At 70.3% G+C, this 16,777-nt stretch carries 18 protein-coding genes; 6 read left to right on the top strand and 12 right to left on the bottom strand.

Going from position 1 to position 16,777, the window contains the following annotated elements:
* Positions 1-63 precede the first annotated feature (63 nt).
* From ACX6XY_RS28670 to ACX6XY_RS28660, 3 genes are all read right to left on the bottom strand, one after another.
* Positions 64-1,764 carry an acyl-CoA mutase large subunit family protein gene (locus tag ACX6XY_RS28670; RefSeq protein WP_460337038.1) on the bottom strand — a complete coding sequence of 567 codons (1,701 nt, stop codon included), beginning with the start codon at positions 1,762-1,764 and terminating at the stop codon, positions 64-66.
* A gap of 86 nt (positions 1,765-1,850) precedes the next feature.
* Positions 1,851-2,177 (bottom strand): DUF3817 domain-containing protein, encoded by a 327-nt coding sequence (locus ACX6XY_RS28665; protein ID WP_460337035.1) that lies wholly within the window; start codon positions 2,175-2,177, stop codon positions 1,851-1,853.
* Between the two features lie 58 nt (positions 2,178-2,235).
* Entirely contained in the window at positions 2,236-2,745 is a 510-nt protein-coding gene (locus ACX6XY_RS28660; protein WP_460337032.1) for a MarR family winged helix-turn-helix transcriptional regulator, read from the bottom strand.
* Positions 2,746-2,931: 186 nt separating this feature from the next.
* Between ACX6XY_RS28660 and ACX6XY_RS28655 the strand changes: the two genes are divergently transcribed.
* Positions 2,932-3,993, top strand: coding sequence for a glycoside hydrolase family 6 protein (locus tag ACX6XY_RS28655; RefSeq protein WP_460337040.1), 1,062 nt, complete (start codon positions 2,932-2,934; stop codon positions 3,991-3,993).
* Positions 3,994-4,012: 19 nt separating this feature from the next.
* On the opposite strand, the gene glxA is transcribed toward ACX6XY_RS28655, so the two are convergent.
* The 7 genes from glxA to ACX6XY_RS28620 form a co-directional block, all read right to left on the bottom strand.
* A complete protein-coding gene (gene glxA / locus ACX6XY_RS28650) occupies positions 4,013-5,968 on the bottom strand; it encodes a radical copper oxidase GlxA (RefSeq protein ID WP_460337029.1) in 1,956 nt (651 codons plus the stop codon).
* A gap of 3 nt (positions 5,969-5,971) precedes the next feature.
* Positions 5,972-7,828, bottom strand: coding sequence for a glycosyltransferase family 2 protein (locus ACX6XY_RS28645; RefSeq protein ID WP_460337026.1), 1,857 nt, complete (start codon positions 7,826-7,828; stop codon positions 5,972-5,974).
* 131 nt (positions 7,829-7,959) lie between these two features.
* Positions 7,960-8,670 (bottom strand): TetR/AcrR family transcriptional regulator, encoded by a 711-nt coding sequence (locus ACX6XY_RS28640; RefSeq protein WP_460337023.1) that lies wholly within the window; start codon positions 8,668-8,670, stop codon positions 7,960-7,962.
* Complete coding sequence (locus ACX6XY_RS28635; RefSeq protein WP_460337020.1) at positions 8,667-9,353, bottom strand: DUF4166 domain-containing protein; 687 nt, start codon at positions 9,351-9,353, stop codon at positions 8,667-8,669. The genes ACX6XY_RS28640 and ACX6XY_RS28635 overlap by 4 nt, the downstream gene beginning before the upstream one ends.
* The gene (locus ACX6XY_RS28630; protein ID WP_460337017.1) at positions 9,350-10,099 is read right to left on the bottom strand and encodes a hypothetical protein; all 750 of its coding nucleotides are present in this window, start codon (positions 10,097-10,099) and stop codon (positions 9,350-9,352) included. Before ACX6XY_RS28630 ends, ACX6XY_RS28635 begins: the two co-directional genes overlap by 4 nt.
* 139 nt (positions 10,100-10,238) lie before the next feature.
* Positions 10,239-10,532, bottom strand: a complete 294-nt coding sequence (locus ACX6XY_RS28625; RefSeq protein ID WP_460337015.1) for an MTH1187 family thiamine-binding protein — start codon at positions 10,530-10,532, stop codon at positions 10,239-10,241.
* Positions 10,529-10,882 (bottom strand): DUF3817 domain-containing protein, encoded by a 354-nt coding sequence (locus ACX6XY_RS28620; RefSeq protein WP_460337012.1) that lies wholly within the window; start codon positions 10,880-10,882, stop codon positions 10,529-10,531. The genes ACX6XY_RS28625 and ACX6XY_RS28620 overlap by 4 nt, the downstream gene beginning before the upstream one ends.
* An 89-nt stretch (positions 10,883-10,971) precedes the next feature.
* Between ACX6XY_RS28620 and ACX6XY_RS28615 the strand changes: the two genes are divergently transcribed.
* From ACX6XY_RS28615 to ACX6XY_RS28600, 4 genes are all read left to right on the top strand, one after another.
* Positions 10,972-11,628, top strand: coding sequence for an AIM24 family protein (locus ACX6XY_RS28615; RefSeq protein ID WP_460337010.1), 657 nt, complete (start codon positions 10,972-10,974; stop codon positions 11,626-11,628).
* Complete coding sequence (locus ACX6XY_RS28610) at positions 11,628-12,278, top strand: AIM24 family protein (protein WP_460337007.1); 651 nt, start codon at positions 11,628-11,630, stop codon at positions 12,276-12,278. The genes ACX6XY_RS28615 and ACX6XY_RS28610 overlap by 1 nt, the downstream gene beginning before the upstream one ends.
* Positions 12,275-12,991: an AIM24 family protein gene (locus ACX6XY_RS28605; RefSeq protein WP_460337004.1), complete on the top strand. Its 717-nt coding sequence runs from the start codon at positions 12,275-12,277 to the stop codon at positions 12,989-12,991. Before ACX6XY_RS28610 ends, ACX6XY_RS28605 begins: the two co-directional genes overlap by 4 nt.
* A gap of 226 nt (positions 12,992-13,217) precedes the next feature.
* Positions 13,218-13,694, top strand: coding sequence for a MarR family winged helix-turn-helix transcriptional regulator (locus tag ACX6XY_RS28600; RefSeq protein ID WP_460337000.1), 477 nt, complete (start codon positions 13,218-13,220; stop codon positions 13,692-13,694).
* Between the two features lie 68 nt (positions 13,695-13,762).
* On the opposite strand, the gene meaB is transcribed toward ACX6XY_RS28600, so the two are convergent.
* Positions 13,763-14,719: a methylmalonyl Co-A mutase-associated GTPase MeaB gene (gene meaB, locus ACX6XY_RS28595; protein ID WP_460336997.1), complete on the bottom strand. Its 957-nt coding sequence runs from the start codon at positions 14,717-14,719 to the stop codon at positions 13,763-13,765.
* Between the two features lie 150 nt (positions 14,720-14,869).
* Positions 14,870-16,072 (bottom strand): acetyl-CoA C-acetyltransferase, encoded by a 1,203-nt coding sequence (locus tag ACX6XY_RS28590; RefSeq protein ID WP_460336994.1) that lies wholly within the window; start codon positions 16,070-16,072, stop codon positions 14,870-14,872.
* 136 nt (positions 16,073-16,208) lie between these two features.
* Here ACX6XY_RS28590 and mce point away from each other — a divergent pair, with 136 nt between their 5' ends.
* Positions 16,209-16,649, top strand: a complete 441-nt coding sequence (gene mce / locus ACX6XY_RS28585; RefSeq protein ID WP_460336992.1) for a methylmalonyl-CoA epimerase — start codon at positions 16,209-16,211, stop codon at positions 16,647-16,649.
* The last annotated feature ends 128 nt before the right edge of the window (positions 16,650-16,777 follow it).

Below are 16,777 nucleotides of genomic sequence, written 5' to 3'. Positions count from 1 at the left end.
GCGCCCTGCCGGGCATTGCCCGGCAGGGCGCGTCGCCGTCGGCGTCAGAAGCCGTCAGAACCGTCAGAAGCCCGGCGGCTCGGTGTAGACGCCCCACTCGTCCCGCAGCGCGTCGCAGATCTCGCCGAGTGTGGCCTCCGCGCGTACCGCGTCCAGCATCGGCTCGATCATGTTCGAGCCGTCGCGCGCGGCGGCCAGCATCGTCTCGACGGCGGCCCGCACCCGAGCGTCGTCCCGGCCGCTCTTGCGGTCGGCGAGCACCCGCACCTGTTCGCGCTCGACCTCGTGACTGACGCGCAGGATCTCCAGGTCGCCGGTGACCGAGCCGTGGTGAGCGTTGACGCCGACGACCCGCTTGTCGCCCTTCTCCAGCGCCTGCTGGTACTGGAAGGCGGACTCGGCGATCTCGCCGGTGAACCAGCCGTCCTCGATCCCGCGCAGGATGCCCGAGGTGATCGGTCCGACGGGGTGCTGGCCGTCCGGGTGCGCCCGCCGTCCGCGCTCCTTGATCTGGTCGAAGATCTTCTCGGCGTCGGCCTCGATACGGTCGGTGAGCTGCTCGATGTACCAGGAGCCGCCCAGCGGGTCGGCGACGTTGCCGACGCCGGTCTCCTCCATCAGCACCTGCTGGGTGCGCAGCGCGATCTCCGCGGCCTGCTCGGACGGCAGCGCGAGGGTCTCGTCCAGGGCGTTGGTGTGCAGCGAGTTGGTGCCGCCGAGCACCGCGGCGAGCGCCTCGACCGCCGTACGGACGACGTTGTTGTACGGCTGCTGCGCGGTGAGCGAGACCCCGGCGGTCTGGGTGTGGAAGCGCAGCCACTGCGCCTTGTCGGTCTTCGCGCCGTACACGTCCCGCAGCCAGCGGGCCCAGATGCGGCGCGCGGCGCGGAACTTGGCGATCTCCTCGAAGAAGTCGACGTGCGCGTCGAAGAAGAAGCTGAGTCCGGGTGCGAACACGTCCACGTCCAGGCCGCGGCTGAGGCCGAGCTCGACGTACCCGAAGCCGTCCGCGAGCGTGTACGCGAGCTCCTGCGCGGCTGTCGCGCCCGCCTCGCGGATGTGGTAGCCGGAGACCGAGAGCGGCTTGTACGCGGGGATGGCGCGCGCGCAGTGCTCCATCAGGTCGCCGATCAGGCGCAGATGGGGCTCGGGCTGGAACAGCCACTCCTTCTGGGCGATGTACTCCTTGAAGATGTCGGTCTGGAGCGTGCCGTTGAGTACGCCGGGGTCGATGCCCTGCCGCTCGGCGGCGACGAGGTACATGCAGAAGACGGGCACGGCGGGCCCGGAGATCGTCATCGAGGTGGTGACATCGCCCAGCGGGAGGTCCTTGAACAGGACCTCCATGTCGGCGGCCGAGTCGATGGCGACGCCGCAGTGGCCGACCTCGCCGAGCGAGCGCGGGTCGTCGGAGTCGCGGCCCATGAGGGTGGGCATGTCGAAGGCGACGGAGAGTCCGCCGCCGCCGTTGGCGAGGATCTGCTTGTAGCGCTCGTTGGTCTGCTCGGCGTTGCCGAACCCGGCGAACTGGCGGATGGTCCACGTACGGCCGCGGTAGCCGGTCGGGTACAGGCCGCGGGTGAAGGGGTACTCGCCGGGCCACCCGATGCGCTCGAATCCGTCGTACGTGTCCCCCGGCCGTGGCCCGTAGACCGGCTCGACCGGGTCGCCCGAGAGCGTGGTGAAGTCCGCGTCCCGCTTCTTCGCGGAGTCGTACCGGGCCTGCCAGCGGCGGCGGCCCTCTTCGATGGCGTCAGCGTCCATACCCACGAATTTACTAGGACGTCCTAGTAAATGTCGATGGCCAGCCGCCGCGCGTTGGCGCGCGGCGGTGGAGCGCGGCCGTGGCGTTACGCCTTGACGGCCGCCCGCTGGCCGTCCGCGATCAGCGCGCGGGCCTCACGGGTGACCTTCGGCTCGACGAAGAACGAGGCGAACGGGATGCACCCGGCGGCCAGCACCCACAGGAGCTTGCCGAACGGCCATTTCGCCTTGGAGCCCAGGTCGAAGGCGAAAATCACGTAGATGATGAACAGCACACCGTGGATCTGGGAGATCACCATGGTGTCACCGGCGTCGAACGCGTACTTCGCGATGATCGCCACGGTGAAGACCAGCAGCCACACGGCGGTGATGTACGCCATCACCCGGTAGCGGGACAGCACATTCGACTTCATGGCATCGAGCGTAACGGCGCACGACAGGCGATCTTCGCGCGGGTCGGGGCCGGATGCCTCACGTCTCGTCGAAGTCGTGCGCGGCCACCCGCAGGGGCCGCAGCATCGCGAAGATCTCCCCGCACTCCTCGGCGTCGTACGCGCCGAGCCCGAAGTCCATGTCCATCAGGTCGCGGGTGGCGGCGTCGACGACCTCGCGCCCCTTGTCGGTGATCGAGGCGAGGGTGCCGCGCCCGTCGTTCGGGTTGGGGCGCTTGTCCACCAGGCCCGACCGCACCAGCCGGTCCACCGTGTTGGTGACCGACGTCGGGTGCACCATCAGCCGCTCGCCGATCTTCGACATCGGCAGCTCACCGGCCTTGGAGAAGGTGAGCAGCACCAGCGCCTCATAGCGCGCGAAGGTCAGCCCGTACGGCTTGACCACCGCGTCGACCTCGGCGAGCAGGATCTGATGGGCACGCATGATCGAGGTGATCGCGGCCATGGACGGCACGGAACCCCAACGCTGCCGCCAGAGTTCGTCGGCTCGGGCGATGGGGTCGAAGGGGAGGCTGAGCGGCTTCGGCACACCGCCGACCTTACCGGCCGGTCACATGCTGGTCAGCCCCGTCTCGCAGTTCGGTCCGCCGCCCCGGACGCCCTTCGGAGTGAGGCGTACGGGTGTGGCATCCGGGAGCGACCTGCACCCTATGTAACGATTGCCCGGAATCATCCGCACGCCGTCGTCCCAGGGGGCTGGATGTCCGCCCGTTTCATGATCCGCACCACCCGCACCGCACGCCTCGCCCGTGGTGCCCGAGCGGTCGCCGTCGCGGGCGCGCTGGCGCTCACGTTCGGCTGCTCCTCGGACCCGGAGCCGAAGGAGCCGGGGGAACCGAAGGGGACGGCCATGGTGCGCGGGCCGTCCAACGCCTCCGACTCGCCGTCCCCGGCCGCCGAGAGCCCGTTCTGGGTGGACCCCGACAGCCCCGCCGCCCGCCAGGCCGAGCAGTGGCGCGCTCAGGGACGTACCGAGGACGCCGCGCTGATCGAGCGCATCGCCGCACAGCCGGTCGCGGTGTGGCCCGCGGGCGACGATCCGGGGCCGAAGATCAGGGCGGCGAGCCGGGGCGCCGCGCGCGACGACCGCACCGCCGTCCTGGTGGCGTACAACATCCCGCACCGCGACTGCGGGCAGTACTCGGCGGGCGGCGCGCACAGCGTGGACTTCTACCGGCAGTGGCTCGGCGCGTTCGCCGACACCATCGGCGACACCAAGGCGATCGTGATCCTCGAACCGGACGCGATCCCGCACACCGTGGACGGCTGCACCCCCGGCCAGTTCCACCAGGAACGGTTCCAGCTGCTCGCGGAGGCCATCGAACGGCTCAAGAAGCAGCCGAACACCAAGGTCTACCTGGACGCGGGCAACCCCGACTGGATCAAGGACCCGGCCAAGCTGGCCGAGCCGCTGTGGCGTTCCGGCGTCGCGCGGGCCGACGGGTTCGCGCTGAACGTCTCCAACTTCCAGACCGACCGGGACGTACGAGCCTACGGACACCGGCTGTCGAAGCTGCTCGGCGGCATGCACTTCGTCGTCGACAGCAGCCGCAACGGCAACGGCCCCCTGCCGGGCGCCCGCACCGACGCCTGGTGCAACCCGCCGGGCCGCGCGCTCGGCAAACGGCCGAGCACCGACACCGGGGACGCGCTGATCGACGCGTACCTGTGGATCAAACGCCCCGGCGAGTCCGACGGCGAGTGCCGCGGCGGCCCGGCGGCGGGCCGCTGGTGGCCGGACTACGCCCTGGGCCTGGCCCGGAACTCCGGGGCCTGAGGCCCGCCCGGCGCGGCGGCTACTTCACATGGATCCAGCGGGCCTTTGACGGTGTGCCCTCGGCGTCGGTGACGAACAGCATGTACCAGCCGGGCGGCGCCAGCGCCTTGTCGTCGGGCACCGTCACCGTCACCGAGTCCTCGCCCTTGGACACCTGCAGCGCGATCGACCGCTGCTCGACGTCCGTGACGTGGGTGACCGCGCTGGGCCGCATCAGGCGGGCCCGCTCGATCCGCTCGGGGTCCTTGGCGTCGAACGTCGCGCGGCCGTTCTGGTCCAGCTCCTGGGGGCCGTCGCCGAGTACAGGCCGGTCGTCGCCGTTCTTGTGCAGATACGGCGGCGTGTAGATCTCCACCCGCTGCTCGAAGGCGCCCATCTTGGTGTTCTGCTTGTTGCCGAACAGCGGGTCGGAGCCGAAGGTGGCCACCCGGCCGTCGGGCAGCAGCAGCGCCTCGGCGTGGTAGTTGCGGCCGACGGTGGGGTCGGCGGCGGGGGTGAAGGCGTTGGTCTCGGGGTCGTAGAACTGCGCCTTGAAGATGTCGCTGTCGCTGCGGCCCCGGTAGTCCCTGGAGCCTCCGGTGGTGAACACCGAGTCGTCCGGCAGGATCACGCTGTTCAGATAGCGGGTGCCCTGCGGGAGGCTGGGGCCGTCCTCGAAGGCGGGGTTCTCGTCCTTGAGATCGATGACGGCCGTACGGGCGGTGGACTTCTCCGACTCGCCGACGCCGCCGCCGCCGAGGATCATCACCTTCTGGTCCTGGGCGGGTGGCAGCAGCAGAGAGGCCGCGGTCTCGGTCTGGTCGAGGTCCTTGAGGCCGGGGACCTTCTCGAAGGTGTTCTTCTCCAGGTCCCAGATGCCCGGATCGCGGCCCTTGTCGGCCGGTCCGTAACCGGCGTTGGCGGCCGGGTAGAACAACTTGCCGCCCTTGGTGAGGAACAGCGCGGGGTACGTCGGGAAGTACCGGGTCGGGCCCTTCGACCACTTCTTGGTCTCGGGGTCGTAGATCTCGTTGTCGCCGGGGTCGACCACGCCGACCTCGTCGAGTCCGGACACCGCGAGCACCTTGCCGTCGTCGAGGGTCACCAGCGTCGGATACCAGCGGGCCTTCTTCATCGGGTCGACGGGGACGTACTTCTCCGCCGTGGGGTCGAACTCGTACGCCGCCTTGATGCCCTGGAAGTCCTGCTTCTCGGTGGTGAGTTTCTGGGCGATGCCGTAGACGTTGTCCGCGTCCTTGCCCTTGAGGCCGACGACCTCGTACTGCGCGGCCTGGGTGGTCAGGCCGCCGGGGCCCTCCTTGACGGCCTCCACGAAGACCCGCGCCTCGGCGGCGGTGACCTTGGTCTTCCAGGGCTGCATCACGCCCTTCTTGGAGTACGTGACCTCGAACTCGCGCTTGGCCTTGGGGATCTTCACCTTGGTCTGGGTGACGTACTCGACGCCGGTGGGCGAGCGGAACCGGGTTCCCTTCTTCAGGGTCACCGCCTTGTCCGGGCTCTCGTTCTTCACCCGCATGCCGCCGCCGGCCCGTTTGACCTCGCCGTCCAGGATCTCGTAGCGGGCCGTGCCGCCGGCCACCAGGAGGCGTCCGTCGGGCAGTTGGGCGTGTCCGGCGCAGAAGAAGTCCTCGGGGGTGTCGATCTTCTTGAAGGAGTTGTCCTCCGGGTCCCACAGGGTGGTCTTGAAGGTGCCCGCGTCGAACTGCTTCTGGTTGTTGCCCGAGCCCGCCACCAGGAGCACCTTGCCGGTGTGCAGCAGGGCGGCGTGGATGGAGTTCAGCCGGTACTCGTCGGGTACGTCCAAGAGCTTCCAGGAGCCGTACTTCGCCTGATAGCCGGGCTGGGCGATCTTGTAGTCGTGGTACTTCTCCTCCGCGAAGGACAGCGCGGCCGGGGCGTTGAGCGCCGCGAGCAGCCCGGCCGCTCCGACGCCGAGTGCCGTCTTCTTCAGCCGCTTGCTGGGCCGGTACGCCATTGCTCAGTTACCTCCTGTCGTCGGGCTGGACACCGTGTTCGGCACCGCGTTCGGCAGCGCGTTCGGCACGGCGGCGCTGGGCGTTGCGCTGGGCGTGGCCAGCGCGGGTTCCGGCTCGCCGTCCGCGACCGGGACGGCGTGCTGCGGCTGGCCGCTCCGCGCGCTGCGGGCGGCGCTTCGAGTGCGGCCGCGTTCGCGCAGCTGGCCGTAGCCCCATATGACGGCCGGTGTGAGGGAGAGGGCCAGGGCCAGGAAAGCCCAGGTGCGCATGGCCACATGGCTGTGGCCGAGGACGAACGACGCGGTCAGCGCGCTGCCCACGACGACCGCCCAGCCGAGGTGGATACGGAAGGTGAGCAGCCGGTCGGGGCTGGCGTCGCCGCCCTTGGGCGTGACCACGAACCTGCTGGGCAGCCGCAGCGCCGCCTCGCCCAGGGACTTGGCGTAGATCGGCGCGGAGAGCGCGGACATCACCATTCCCGCGAGGCCCCCGGAGCCCTCGGGTTCGTGGGGGGAGACGTTGTGGCGGCGGTTCCACAGGTACAGGCCGATCTGGAGGGCGGCGGCGTCGCTGTAGAGCATCAGCCAGACCGAGGCGGCGACCTGGGTTCCGGAGGCCCCGAACCACAGGAACAGCGAGCAGCTGAGGATGCCGAGCACCCAGGTGAGCGCGGCCATCGGGTAGAACGCCAGCATCAGCGAGTAGTTGAAGAAGCGGCCGGGCGGCATCCGGAAGGCGGCCTTCGCGTACTGCTTGAGCAGCGTCTCGTAGGTGCCGCGTGACCAGCGCATCTGCTGGGTGAAGAAGTCGGTCCAGGAGGCCGGGCCCTCGCCGACGGCGAGCACGTCCGGGGTGTAGACGGAGCGCCAGTGGCGGCGGGTGTCCGGGTTGCGCCTGCGGTGCAGCTCGAAGCCGGTGGCCATGTCCTCGGTGATCGAGTCGTACAGGCCGCCGACCTGCTTCAGCGCGGATATCCGTACGGCGTTGTTGGTGCCGACGAACATCGGCGCGCGGTAGCGGTTGCCCGCGCGCTGGATCAGGGCGTGGAACAGGAACTGCTGGGACTCGGCCGACTTGGTGACCGCGCCGGTGTAGTTGCCGTACACCTGCGGTCCGACGACGAAGGCGACGTCGGGGTCGCGGAAGTAGCCGAGCATCCGCTCCAGGAAGTTCGGCAGCGGTATGTGGTCGGTGTCGACGGAGGCGAAGAACTCATAGGAGTCGCCGTGCATGGCGAGCCAGGCGTTGTAGTTGCCGTGCTTGGTCTTCGCCTTGTGCACGCCCTTCTCACGGTTCCACTCGGGCACCTGGTACCGGGTGAAGTGGCGTACGCCGAGCTCCGCGCAGAGGGCCTTGGCGGCGCTGTCGTCGCCCTCGTCCAGGAGCCAGACGTCGAACGGGCCGTCGTGGCGCAGGGCGACCGCGCCTTCGAGGGTGGCCCGGACCATGGATATCGGTTCCTTGCCGGGCACGTAGGTGGTGAGGAAGGCGACGCGGGTGCCCGGCTGCGGGGTGACCGGGACCGGGTCCCTGGCCATCATCGTGGCGTGGGCGATCGATATGACGTTGACGAGCATGAACAGCTCGATCAGGCCGATCGCGACGAGCATCGTCATGTCGAGCCCGACCAGCCACCGGTCGCCGCCCTCGCGCGTGGTCCAGTGCGATGGCCAGACCAGATAGCCGAGCAGCACCGCGGTGAGCAGCGGCGCCAGGCTCATCATCAGGACGGCGCGTATCTTGTGGGGCTCGCGGGAGAGGAGCTTGCGGTACCGCACCTGGTAGGGGCCGGGTTCCGGCTCGGTGAGCGGTCCGGCCAGCCTGCTGTAGGTGTCGTAGTCGTAGCCCTCCGACCGCACGGCGCCCTCCAACCGATCGAACTAGCTGATAACCCCACAAAAGGGGAGATTTATCGGCGTGTCGAACGGGGGGCGTCCGTGCGAGCGGTTTTTGTTCAGCGGGGTTCGGGCGCCGGGCCGCCCGTCCCCGCTCAGCGGCGGGTACTGCGGCGCAGCCGGTGCCGTACCGCACGCTGTGCCACGGGGCCCAGCTCCTCCAGGGCCGCGACCAGCACGGTCAGCTGCTCCAGCGCGTCCAGGGCGCGCTGGGCGCCGCCGGGGTCGACGCCCTCGTACAGCTCGATGCCGACGAAGGAGGCGGCGACGGCGCGGGCGAGCCCCACCGGGTCGGCGAACTCGCCGAGCGGGGTGGCGGCCAGCACGCGGGTCAGGACCTTCTCGATCTCGGCCATCCACAGGTCGAGTCCGGCGGCGGTCGCGGGGGCGAGCCGGGGGTGGGTCTGGGCGCCCGCGAGGAGCTGGCCGAGTACGGCGACATGGCCGAGCTCGCGTTCCCGCTCGTGCATCTCGCGCCCGAAGGCCAGCAGCTCGGCGAGGCTGCCGACCTGGTCGAGCCGGTCGCGGTACAGGGCGACCCGCTGCTCGGTGCCGTACCGGCAGGCGGCGGCGAGCAGCTCGTCGACGGAGCCGAAGTGGTAGAACACCAGCGCCTGATTGACGCCGGCCGTGGCGGCGACGGAGCGCGCCGAGGTCTTGGCGATGCCCTGCTCGGTGAGGGTGCGCAGGGCCCCGGCGAGCAGCTTCTCCCTGGTCTCCTGGCTTTTCGCGGACTCCTTGGACTTCACGGACTCCTTGGACTTCACGGACTCCTGGCCGTTGCCCTTGCTCGTACGCGGGCTCATACGCGGGCCTCTTCGCGCACTGGGCGCAGCCCTGGACGTACTCCGCACTGCCGGACGTCCGTGTACGAGGCGGAGAAGGAGCCCTCATACCCGAACAGCGGTCCGAAGCGGCGGTTGGTCACGCGGACGCGGATGCGGAACCGGCCGCTGTGGTCGTCGAAGGTCTCGCGGACCTCGGCGTCGGCGCCGATCAGCTCGGGGACCCTGACGTCGACGGGGCCCTCCCGGAAGCGGTGTTCCCCGGAGCGGATCACCAGGCCGCCGCGGCCGTCGGTGGAGAAGCGCAGTTCGGACGCGAGGTGCTGGTGGGTGCCGAGGTAGTCGAGGATGCGGTCGCCCTGGGCGCCGAGCACCATCTGGGCGTCGAAGCGGCGGGGGCCGCCGGGGAACTGGAAGGTGCGCACGAAGGACACCGTCTCACGGCCGTAGGTGTCGACGTACGGCACGTTCTCGATGGTGAACGGGACATGGCGGCCCTCGCGCGGCACCAGGATGTTGCGGGTGCCGCCGAGCGCGAGGAACGGCTTGACGAAGCTGCCGCCGTGCCAGATCCGGTCCATGACACCGCGCCCGACGCAGGCCTCGCCGCTGGCCAGGCCGACGGAGAAGCGGCGCTGGAGCTGCGGGTGGAGGCGGTCGAAGTCGGCGCCCATGGCGGTACGGAACATCGAGGCGTGGGTCATCGGGACTCCTGGGGAGCGGGGGCGAGGGCGGGAGCGGGGGCGGGGGCGGGGGCGGTGAGGGTGTCGAGGATCTTCGGGGCACGCGCGCGTGGCGGCGGTTCGCGCCGACAGCGGCGGGCGGCGGGGGTGGTCGGCAGCGGCCGCAGAAGTGCGGCGAGTACGCCGACGAGCACTCCGGCCGTCGGCGACACCAGCGCCACCGCCACGACGCACCCCAGCCGCAGCAGCACCTCGGCGAGCGCGGACAGCAGCGAGCGCTCGGGGCTGACCCCGCGCTCCAGCCAGAGCCGCAGCCGGTCGAAGGACCAGGCGGTGGCCCAGCCCATCAGCGGCCGGAAGGCCAGCCGGTCGGCGAGCGCGCCGAAGCGGCCCCAGCGCGGCCGGTAGTCGTACCCGGTGACGAACCGCACGCCGCCGCCATCGGCGTCGCCGTCCGGGACGTACCGCCAGTACCCGCCGCCCTCCGCGAGCAGGGACAGCGGATGCGCGGAACTGAACCGCAGCGCGGAGGTGCGAGTCCCGTCCGGACGGCGCTTCTCGCCCGCGGATACGCCGGTACCGGCGACGGTGAGCCCCGGCAGTACGCGGGTGGCGTACCGGAAGCGCCGCGGCTCGCCCGGCGTCTGCGGCAGGTAGTCGATCTCGGTGAAGCGCAGGTCCCAGCGCTGGTGCTGGGCCGGGTCCTGGGTGCGCTCCCAGAGCACGTCCAGGTCGGCGCGAATACGCGCCTCGATGTACAGACTCACGGGGTCCCCCACGTCAGCGTCATGTTTGAGCGAGTGCTCAACATGACGGTAAGGGATTTTGAGCGACCGCTCAACTCTCCGGCACGAGAAAATCCCCGGCCGGTACCGGCCGGGGATTCTCCCCGAGAGAAGCGCCGCGCTAAGCCGACAGGTGGCGCTCCACCGTGTCCACCTTCGACGTGAGGCCGTCCGAGACGCCGGGGCGGATGTCCGCCTTGAGGACGACGGACACCCGAGGCGCCCGCGCCTCCACCGCCGCGACGGCGCGCTTGACGACGTCCATCACTTCGTCCCAGTCGCCTTCGACCGAGGTGAACATCGCGTCCGTGCGGTTCGGCAGTCCGGACTCGCGCACCACGCGGACCGCGTCGGCGACGTACTCCCCCACGTCCTCGCCGACGCCGAGCGGGGTGACCGAGAAGGCGACGATCATGCGCCGACGGCGCCTTCCTCGCGGGGGCGCGCGGCGAGGGCCGTGCTGACCGCGTCCTCGGCCTCCTGCTTGAGCTTGCGTTCGGCGAAGAAGCCGCCCGCCGGGAGGACGGAGAGCACGAAGTACAGGGCCGCCCGCTTGAGGTCCCACTTGGTGCGGTTCCAGGCGTCCAGCCAGAAGAGCACATAGAGGATGAAGAGCACGCCGTGGATCGCGCCCATGACCGGCACCGCGTTGAAGTCCGTGGTGCGCTTGAGCACCGAGCAGACGAGCAGCAGCAGGAAGGACACGGCCTCCGGTGCGGAGACGAGCCGGAGGCGGCGGAGTGCGGATGCGGTCTTGATGTCCACGTGAGGGCACCTTCGGGGGTAGGTGGAGGAAATCGGGGTCTCTTCAGGGTACGGATCGGGCTTCGGGACCTGTCGGCGGCCTCCCCCCGATGGATACGGTCGCCCCTGTGGCAACGTTCCGACTCCAAGGCAGCAAGGTGCTGGCCGTCGACCTGGCCGGGGACGCCGTCAAGGCGAAGAACGGCTCCATGGTCGCCTACGACGGCCGGATGGCCTTCAAGAAGATGACCGGCGGCGGCGAGGGCCTGCGCGGCATGGTGACCCGCCGCCTCACCGGCGAGCAGATGGCCGTGATGGAGGTGAAGGGAGAGGGGGTCTGCTACTTCGCGGACCGGGCCAGCGACATCAACCTCGTCCAGCTGCGCGGCGACAAGCTGCACGTCGAGGCGAGCAATCTGCTGTGCACGGACGCCGCGCTGCGCACCGGCACCACGTTCACCGGGCTGCGCGGCGCCTCGCAGGGCAACGGCCTGTTCACCACGGTCGTCGAGGGCACCGGGCAGGCGGCGCTGATGTCGGACGGCCCGGCGGTGGTGCTGCGGGTCGCGCCGCAGTTCCCGCTGGTCGTCGATCCGGGGGCGTATATCGCGCACCAGGGGCAGGTCACCCAGAGCTTCCAGTCCGGTGTGACGTTCCGCACGTTCATCGGGGAGGGCTCGGGCGAGGCCTTCCAGATCCGCTTCGAGGGCGACGGGCTGGTCTACGTACAGCCCAGTGAGCGCAACACGATCGGAGGCGACCTCTGATGGCGTTCCGCGAGCTCAACTCCAAGATGGTCGAGGCGACCGTCGCTCCGGGGCAGCGGCTGTTCAGCCAGCGCGGCGCGATGCTCGCGTACCGCGGCGAGGTGTCCTTCACGCCGAACATCCAGGGCGGCCAGGGCGGCATCGGGTCCATGATCGGGCGGCGCGTCGCGGGCGAGGCGACGCCGCTGATGACGGTCGAGGGCAACGGCACGGTGCTGTTCGGGCACGGCGGCCACCACATCCAGGTGATCGACCTGGCCGGGGACACCCTCTATGTGGAGGCCGACCGGCTGCTCGCCTTCGACGGGTCGCTGCGCCAGGGCACCATGTTCATGGGCGCCCAGGGCGGTGTGATGGGCATCGTGCGCGGGCAGGTCACCGGCCAGGGACTGTTCACGACGACGCTGGAGGGCCACGGCGCGGTGGCCGTGATGGCGCACGGCGGGGTCATCGAGGTCCCGATCACCCCGCAGCGCCCGGTCCATGTGGACCCGCAGGCGTATGTCGCGCACCACGGCGACGTACGCAACAAGCTCTCCACGGCGCTGGGCTGGCGCGAGATGGTGGGCCGCGGTTCGGGCGAGGCCTTCCAGCTGGAGCTGTCCGGCAGCGGTGCGGTGTACGTCCAAGCGTCTGAGGAGAAGCTGTGAACCACCCTGCGGCGACCGGGCCCGTGATCTTCGATCCGACGACCCTGCCGGTCGATGACAACGTCAACGCCTACACCTTCTGTGTGGACCTCAAGGGCAGCCGGTGGTTTCTGCAGAAGGGGAAGATGATCGCCTACTACGGGGCGCTGGAGTTCAACGGCATCGGGCACGGCCCGCTCGACTCGCTGGTCCGCTCCAGCTTCCACTCGCCGCTGCACGCGAGCGACTGGGTGGTGGCGGAGGGCAGCGGCAAGATGCTGCTCGCCGACCGGGCGTTCGACGTCAACTCCTTCGACCTCGATGACGGAAATCTCACCATCCGGTCCGGGAACCTGCTCGCTTTTCAGCCAAGTCTCCAGCTCAAACAGTCGATTGTGCCCGGCTTTGTGACGCTCATCGGCACGGGCAAGTTCGTCGCCGCGTCCAACGGCGAGGTGGTGTTCATGGAGCCGCCGATCCGGGTCGACCCACAGGCGCTGGTGGGCTGGGCGGACTGCCCGTCGCCGTGCCACCACTACGACCACGGCTATCTGCGGGGCTTCCTGGGCGGTGTGCGCGGCCTGACGGGCATCGGGGGCACTTCGGGCGAGGAGCACCAGTTCGAGTTCGTGGGGGCGGGCACCGTGCTGCTGCAGTCGAGCGAGACGCTGATGGCGGAGCAGGCGACCGGGGCGGTGCCGCGGCAGGACGGGGTGCCGGGGCGGACGCGCTGAGGGGCGAGCGCGGCAGGTACACCGTGCGGCGGACACGCTGAGCGTGCGGGAGCGACAGCGGTGGGTAACCAGCCAGGTCCCCCACCCCCCGCATCGCTCCGCGCTGTGAACGGTAGTCTGCGGAGTGTGATGTCGAACGCCTGCGCCCCTGCCGCATCGCGTGGGGTGCAGCCATGACCACACCCCTCATTCGTTCGCTATTCAACTTCTTAGGTAGAATAAACATATGGAGACCGAGACGGCCGCCCTCTGGCTCACCGACGCCGAGCAGTGCGCCTGGCGTACCCACCTGGATGTCAGCAGGCTGCTGATGCACCAGCTCGAAAAGGATCTACAGCCGTTCGGACTGACCATAAACGACTACGAGATCCTGGTGAACCTCTCCGAGTCCGACGGGACGCGGATGCGGATGAGCGACCTCGCCACCTCGACGTTGCAGTCCAAGAGCCGCCTCTCACACCAGATCACGCGGATGGAGAACGCGGGCCTGGTGCGCCGTGAGAACTGCGAGTCGGACCGGCGCGGGCTCTACGCCGTGCTCACCGACCACGGCCTGGCGACCATGCAGAAGGTCGCGCCGCACCATGTGGACTCCGTGCGCAGACACTTCATCGATCTGATCGGCCCCGACGCCCTCCAGCAGCTGCGCACGATCCTCGACCCGGTGGCCAAGCACCTGCACGAGCGGCGCGGCCGCGTCTGAACCGCGCTTCGCTCAGGCCCCGGCTCAGGCTCCGGCAGTTCCCGGCTCAGGCCCCGGCAGTTCCCGGCTCAGTTCCCGGTGAGGCCCGCCACCAGTTCGTCCGCCGCCGCGTACGGGTCCAGCTCACCGGCCGTGATGCGCTCGGCCAGTGCGCTGAGGCGGCGGTCGCCGTGCAGATCGCCGATCCGCTCCCGCAGCGCCGTCACCGCGATGCTCTCCACCTCGTGGGCCGCGCGGGCCCTGCGCCGCTCGGCGAGCGTGCCCCGCTCCTCCATCCAGGCGCGGTGCTTCTCCAGCGCCTCCACCACTTCGTCGACGCCCTCGCTCCGGGCGGCGACCGTCTTCACGATGGGCGGGCGCCAGTCGCCGGGGCCGCGCGACTCGCCCAGGCCGAGCATGTGGTTGAGCTCGCGGGCGGTGGCGTCGGCGCCGTCCCGGTCCGCCTTGTTGACCACGTAGACGTCGCCGATCTCCAGGATTCCGGCCTTGGCGGCCTGGATGCCGTCGCCCATGCCGGGCGCGAGCAGCACCACCGAGGTGTCGGCCTGCGAGGCGATCTCCACCTCGGACTGCCCGACGCCCACCGTCTCGACCAGGACCACGTCACAGCCCGCCGCGTCCAGCACCCGGATCGCCTGCGGCGCCGCCCACGCCAGGCCCCCGAGGTGACCGCGGGTGGCCATGGAGCGGATGTACACGCCGGGGTCGGACGCGTGCTCCGACATCCGGACCCGGTCGCCGAGCAGCGCGCCGCCGGAGAACGGCGAGGACGGGTCGACGGCCAGCACGCCGACCCGCTTGCCCGCCTTGCGGTACGCGGTGACCAGCGCGGACGTCGAGGTCGACTTGCCGACGCCGGGCGACCCGGTGAGGCCGACCACGTACGCGCCGCCGGTCAGCGGCGCCAGCTCGGCCATCACCTCGCGCAGCTGCGGGGACGCCCCCTCCACCAGCGAGATCAGCCGGGCCACCGCGCGCGGTCGGCCTTCCCTGGCCTGGGCCACCAGCTGGGGGACGTCCACCATCACAACTCCGTTCCTCGGATGGGTCTGCCGCGTACGCCGGTCCGTCGCGCACGCGGGTCGGTCGGGCGCCCGGACCAGGCGAGCACCCGGACCAGGACCGGGCGGGCGCTCAGACCCGGTCGGGCGCCCGGACCGGGTCGGGTACCCGGATCAGGCGCGCGGCACCCGTACGATCAGCGCGTCGCCCTGACCGCCGCCGCCGCACAGCGCGGCCGCGCCCGTGCCGCCGCCGCGCCGCTTCAGCTCCAGCGCCAGGTGCAGCACCAGACGCGCGCCGGACATGCCGATCGGGTGGCCCAGGGCGATCGCGCCGCCGTTGACGTTCACCTTTTCCGGGGTAACCCCGAGGTCCTTCATTGACTGCACGGCGACCGCCGCGAAGGCCTCGTTGATCTCGATCAGGTCGAGGTCGTCAACCGTGAGGCCGTCCTTGTCCAGGGCGTGCTTGATGGCGTTCGACGGCTGGGACTGCAGCGAGTTGTCCGGACCCGCCACATTGCCGTGCGCGCCGATCTCGGCGATCCACTCCAGGCCCAGTTCCTGCGCCTTGGCCTTGCTCATCACGACCACGGCGGCCGCGCCGTCGGAGATCTGCGAGGCCGTGCCCGCGGTGATCGTGCCGTCCTTGGCGAAGGCCGGGCGGAGCTTGCCGAGCGACTCGGCGGTCGTCTCGGCGCGGATGCCCTCGTCCTTGGCGAAGACCACCGGCTCGCCCTTGCGCTGCGGGATCTCGATCGGCGTGATCTCGGCCTCGAACAGGCCGTTCTTCTGGGCGGCGGCGGCGCGCTGGTGGCTGAGCGCACCGATCTCGTCCTGCTCGGGCCTGGCGATGCCCAGGCGGGTGTTGTGCTTCTCGGTGGACTCGCCCATCGCGACGCCGTCGAACGAGTCGGTCAGGCCGTCGTGCGCCATCGAGTCCAGCATCTCGATCGCGCCGTACTTGTGGCCCGCGCGGGAGTTCGGCAGGACGTGCGGGGCGTTGGTCATGGACTCCTGGCCGCCGGCCACCACGATGTCGAACTCGCCCGCCCGGATGAGCTGGTCGGCGAGGGCGATCGAGTCAAGGCCGGAGAGGCAGACCTTGTTGACGGTGAGAGCCGGGACGTTCATCGGGATGCCGCCCTTGACCGCGGCCTGGCGTGCCGGGATCTGCCCTGCCCCGGCCGTCAGCACCTGGCCCATGATGACGTACTGCACCTGGTCGCCGCCGATGCCGGCGCGGTCGAGCGCGGCCTTGATCGCGAAGCCGCCGAGGTCGGCGCCGGAGAAGGACTTCAGTGAGCCCAGCAGCCGCCCCATGGGCGTGCGGGCCCCGGCGACGATCACCGAAGTCGTGCTGTTCGTTCCAGACATGAGGCACGGCCCCTTGGATGAGAGTGAACGAGGGTTTACTTGCAATGTACTGACCGGTACCGGTCAGCGTCACCGGCCAGCGAGTGTGATCGCGCGCACGTTGCGTAATCGCCCCTGGAGGCGCTGCACTGGGCAGATGCTGACGCGCATCGACCACATCGGAATCGCCTGCTTCGACCTCGACAAGACCGTCGAGTTCTATCGTTCCACCTACGGCTTCGAGGTGTTCCACACCGAGGTCAACGAAGAGCAGGGCGTACGCGAGGCCATGCTCAAGATCAACGAGACCTCGGACGGCGGCGCCACCTACCTCCAGCTCCTGGAGCCCGTGAACGACGAGTCCACCGTCGCCAAGTGGCTGGCCAAGAACGGCGAGGGCGTCCATCACATCGCCTTCGGCACCCCGGACGTGGACGCGGACGCCGCGGCCATCGGCGGCAAGGGCGTACGGGTCCTGTACGACGAGCCGCAGCGCGGCTCCATGGACTCCCGGATCACCTTCCTGCACCCCAAGGACTGCCACGGCGTGCTGACCGAACTGGTCACTTCGGCCCCCGCCGCGACGCCGGAGCACTGACCCCCGGATCCCTGGGCCGGTAGGGTTGGGGCGAGGGGCCCGCCGGGCCGGGGCTCGCGGGGCCGGGGGCGGGGTGCGCGCCCGGCCCCCCACAACCCTGCGGGTTTGGCGTGAGCGGCGCGCGTGCG

The sequence above is a fragment of the Streptomyces sp. O3 genome (genome assembly GCF_054788135.1).
This window is presented reverse-complemented; position numbering and strand designations above follow the sequence as displayed.

Excerpts from the sequence above, each read along its gene's own strand:
- ACX6XY_RS28670 (WP_460337038.1), bottom strand. The coding sequence starts at position 1,764 with ATGGACGCTGACGCCATCGAAGAGGGCCGCCGCCGCTGGCAGGCCCGG.
- ACX6XY_RS28665 (WP_460337035.1), bottom strand. The coding sequence starts at position 2,177 with ATGAAGTCGAATGTGCTGTCCCGCTACCGGGTGATGGCGTACATCACC.
- ACX6XY_RS28655 (WP_460337040.1), top strand. The coding sequence starts at position 2,932 with ATGATCCGCACCACCCGCACCGCACGCCTCGCCCGTGGTGCCCGAGCG.
- glxA (WP_460337029.1), bottom strand. The coding sequence starts at position 5,968 with ATGGCGTACCGGCCCAGCAAGCGGCTGAAGAAGACGGCACTCGGCGTC.
- ACX6XY_RS28640 (WP_460337023.1), bottom strand. The coding sequence starts at position 8,670 with ATGAGCCCGCGTACGAGCAAGGGCAACGGCCAGGAGTCCGTGAAGTCC.
- ACX6XY_RS28635 (WP_460337020.1), bottom strand. The coding sequence starts at position 9,353 with ATGACCCACGCCTCGATGTTCCGTACCGCCATGGGCGCCGACTTCGAC.
- ACX6XY_RS28625 (WP_460337015.1), bottom strand. The coding sequence starts at position 10,532 with ATGATCGTCGCCTTCTCGGTCACCCCGCTCGGCGTCGGCGAGGACGTG.
- ACX6XY_RS28615 (WP_460337010.1), top strand. The coding sequence starts at position 10,972 with ATGGATACGGTCGCCCCTGTGGCAACGTTCCGACTCCAAGGCAGCAAG.
- ACX6XY_RS28610 (WP_460337007.1), top strand. The coding sequence starts at position 11,628 with ATGGCGTTCCGCGAGCTCAACTCCAAGATGGTCGAGGCGACCGTCGCT.
- ACX6XY_RS28600 (WP_460337000.1), top strand. The coding sequence starts at position 13,218 with ATGGAGACCGAGACGGCCGCCCTCTGGCTCACCGACGCCGAGCAGTGC.
- meaB (WP_460336997.1), bottom strand. The coding sequence starts at position 14,719 with ATGGTGGACGTCCCCCAGCTGGTGGCCCAGGCCAGGGAAGGCCGACCG.
- ACX6XY_RS28590 (WP_460336994.1), bottom strand. The coding sequence starts at position 16,072 with ATGTCTGGAACGAACAGCACGACTTCGGTGATCGTCGCCGGGGCCCGC.
- mce (WP_460336992.1), top strand. The coding sequence starts at position 16,209 with ATGCTGACGCGCATCGACCACATCGGAATCGCCTGCTTCGACCTCGAC.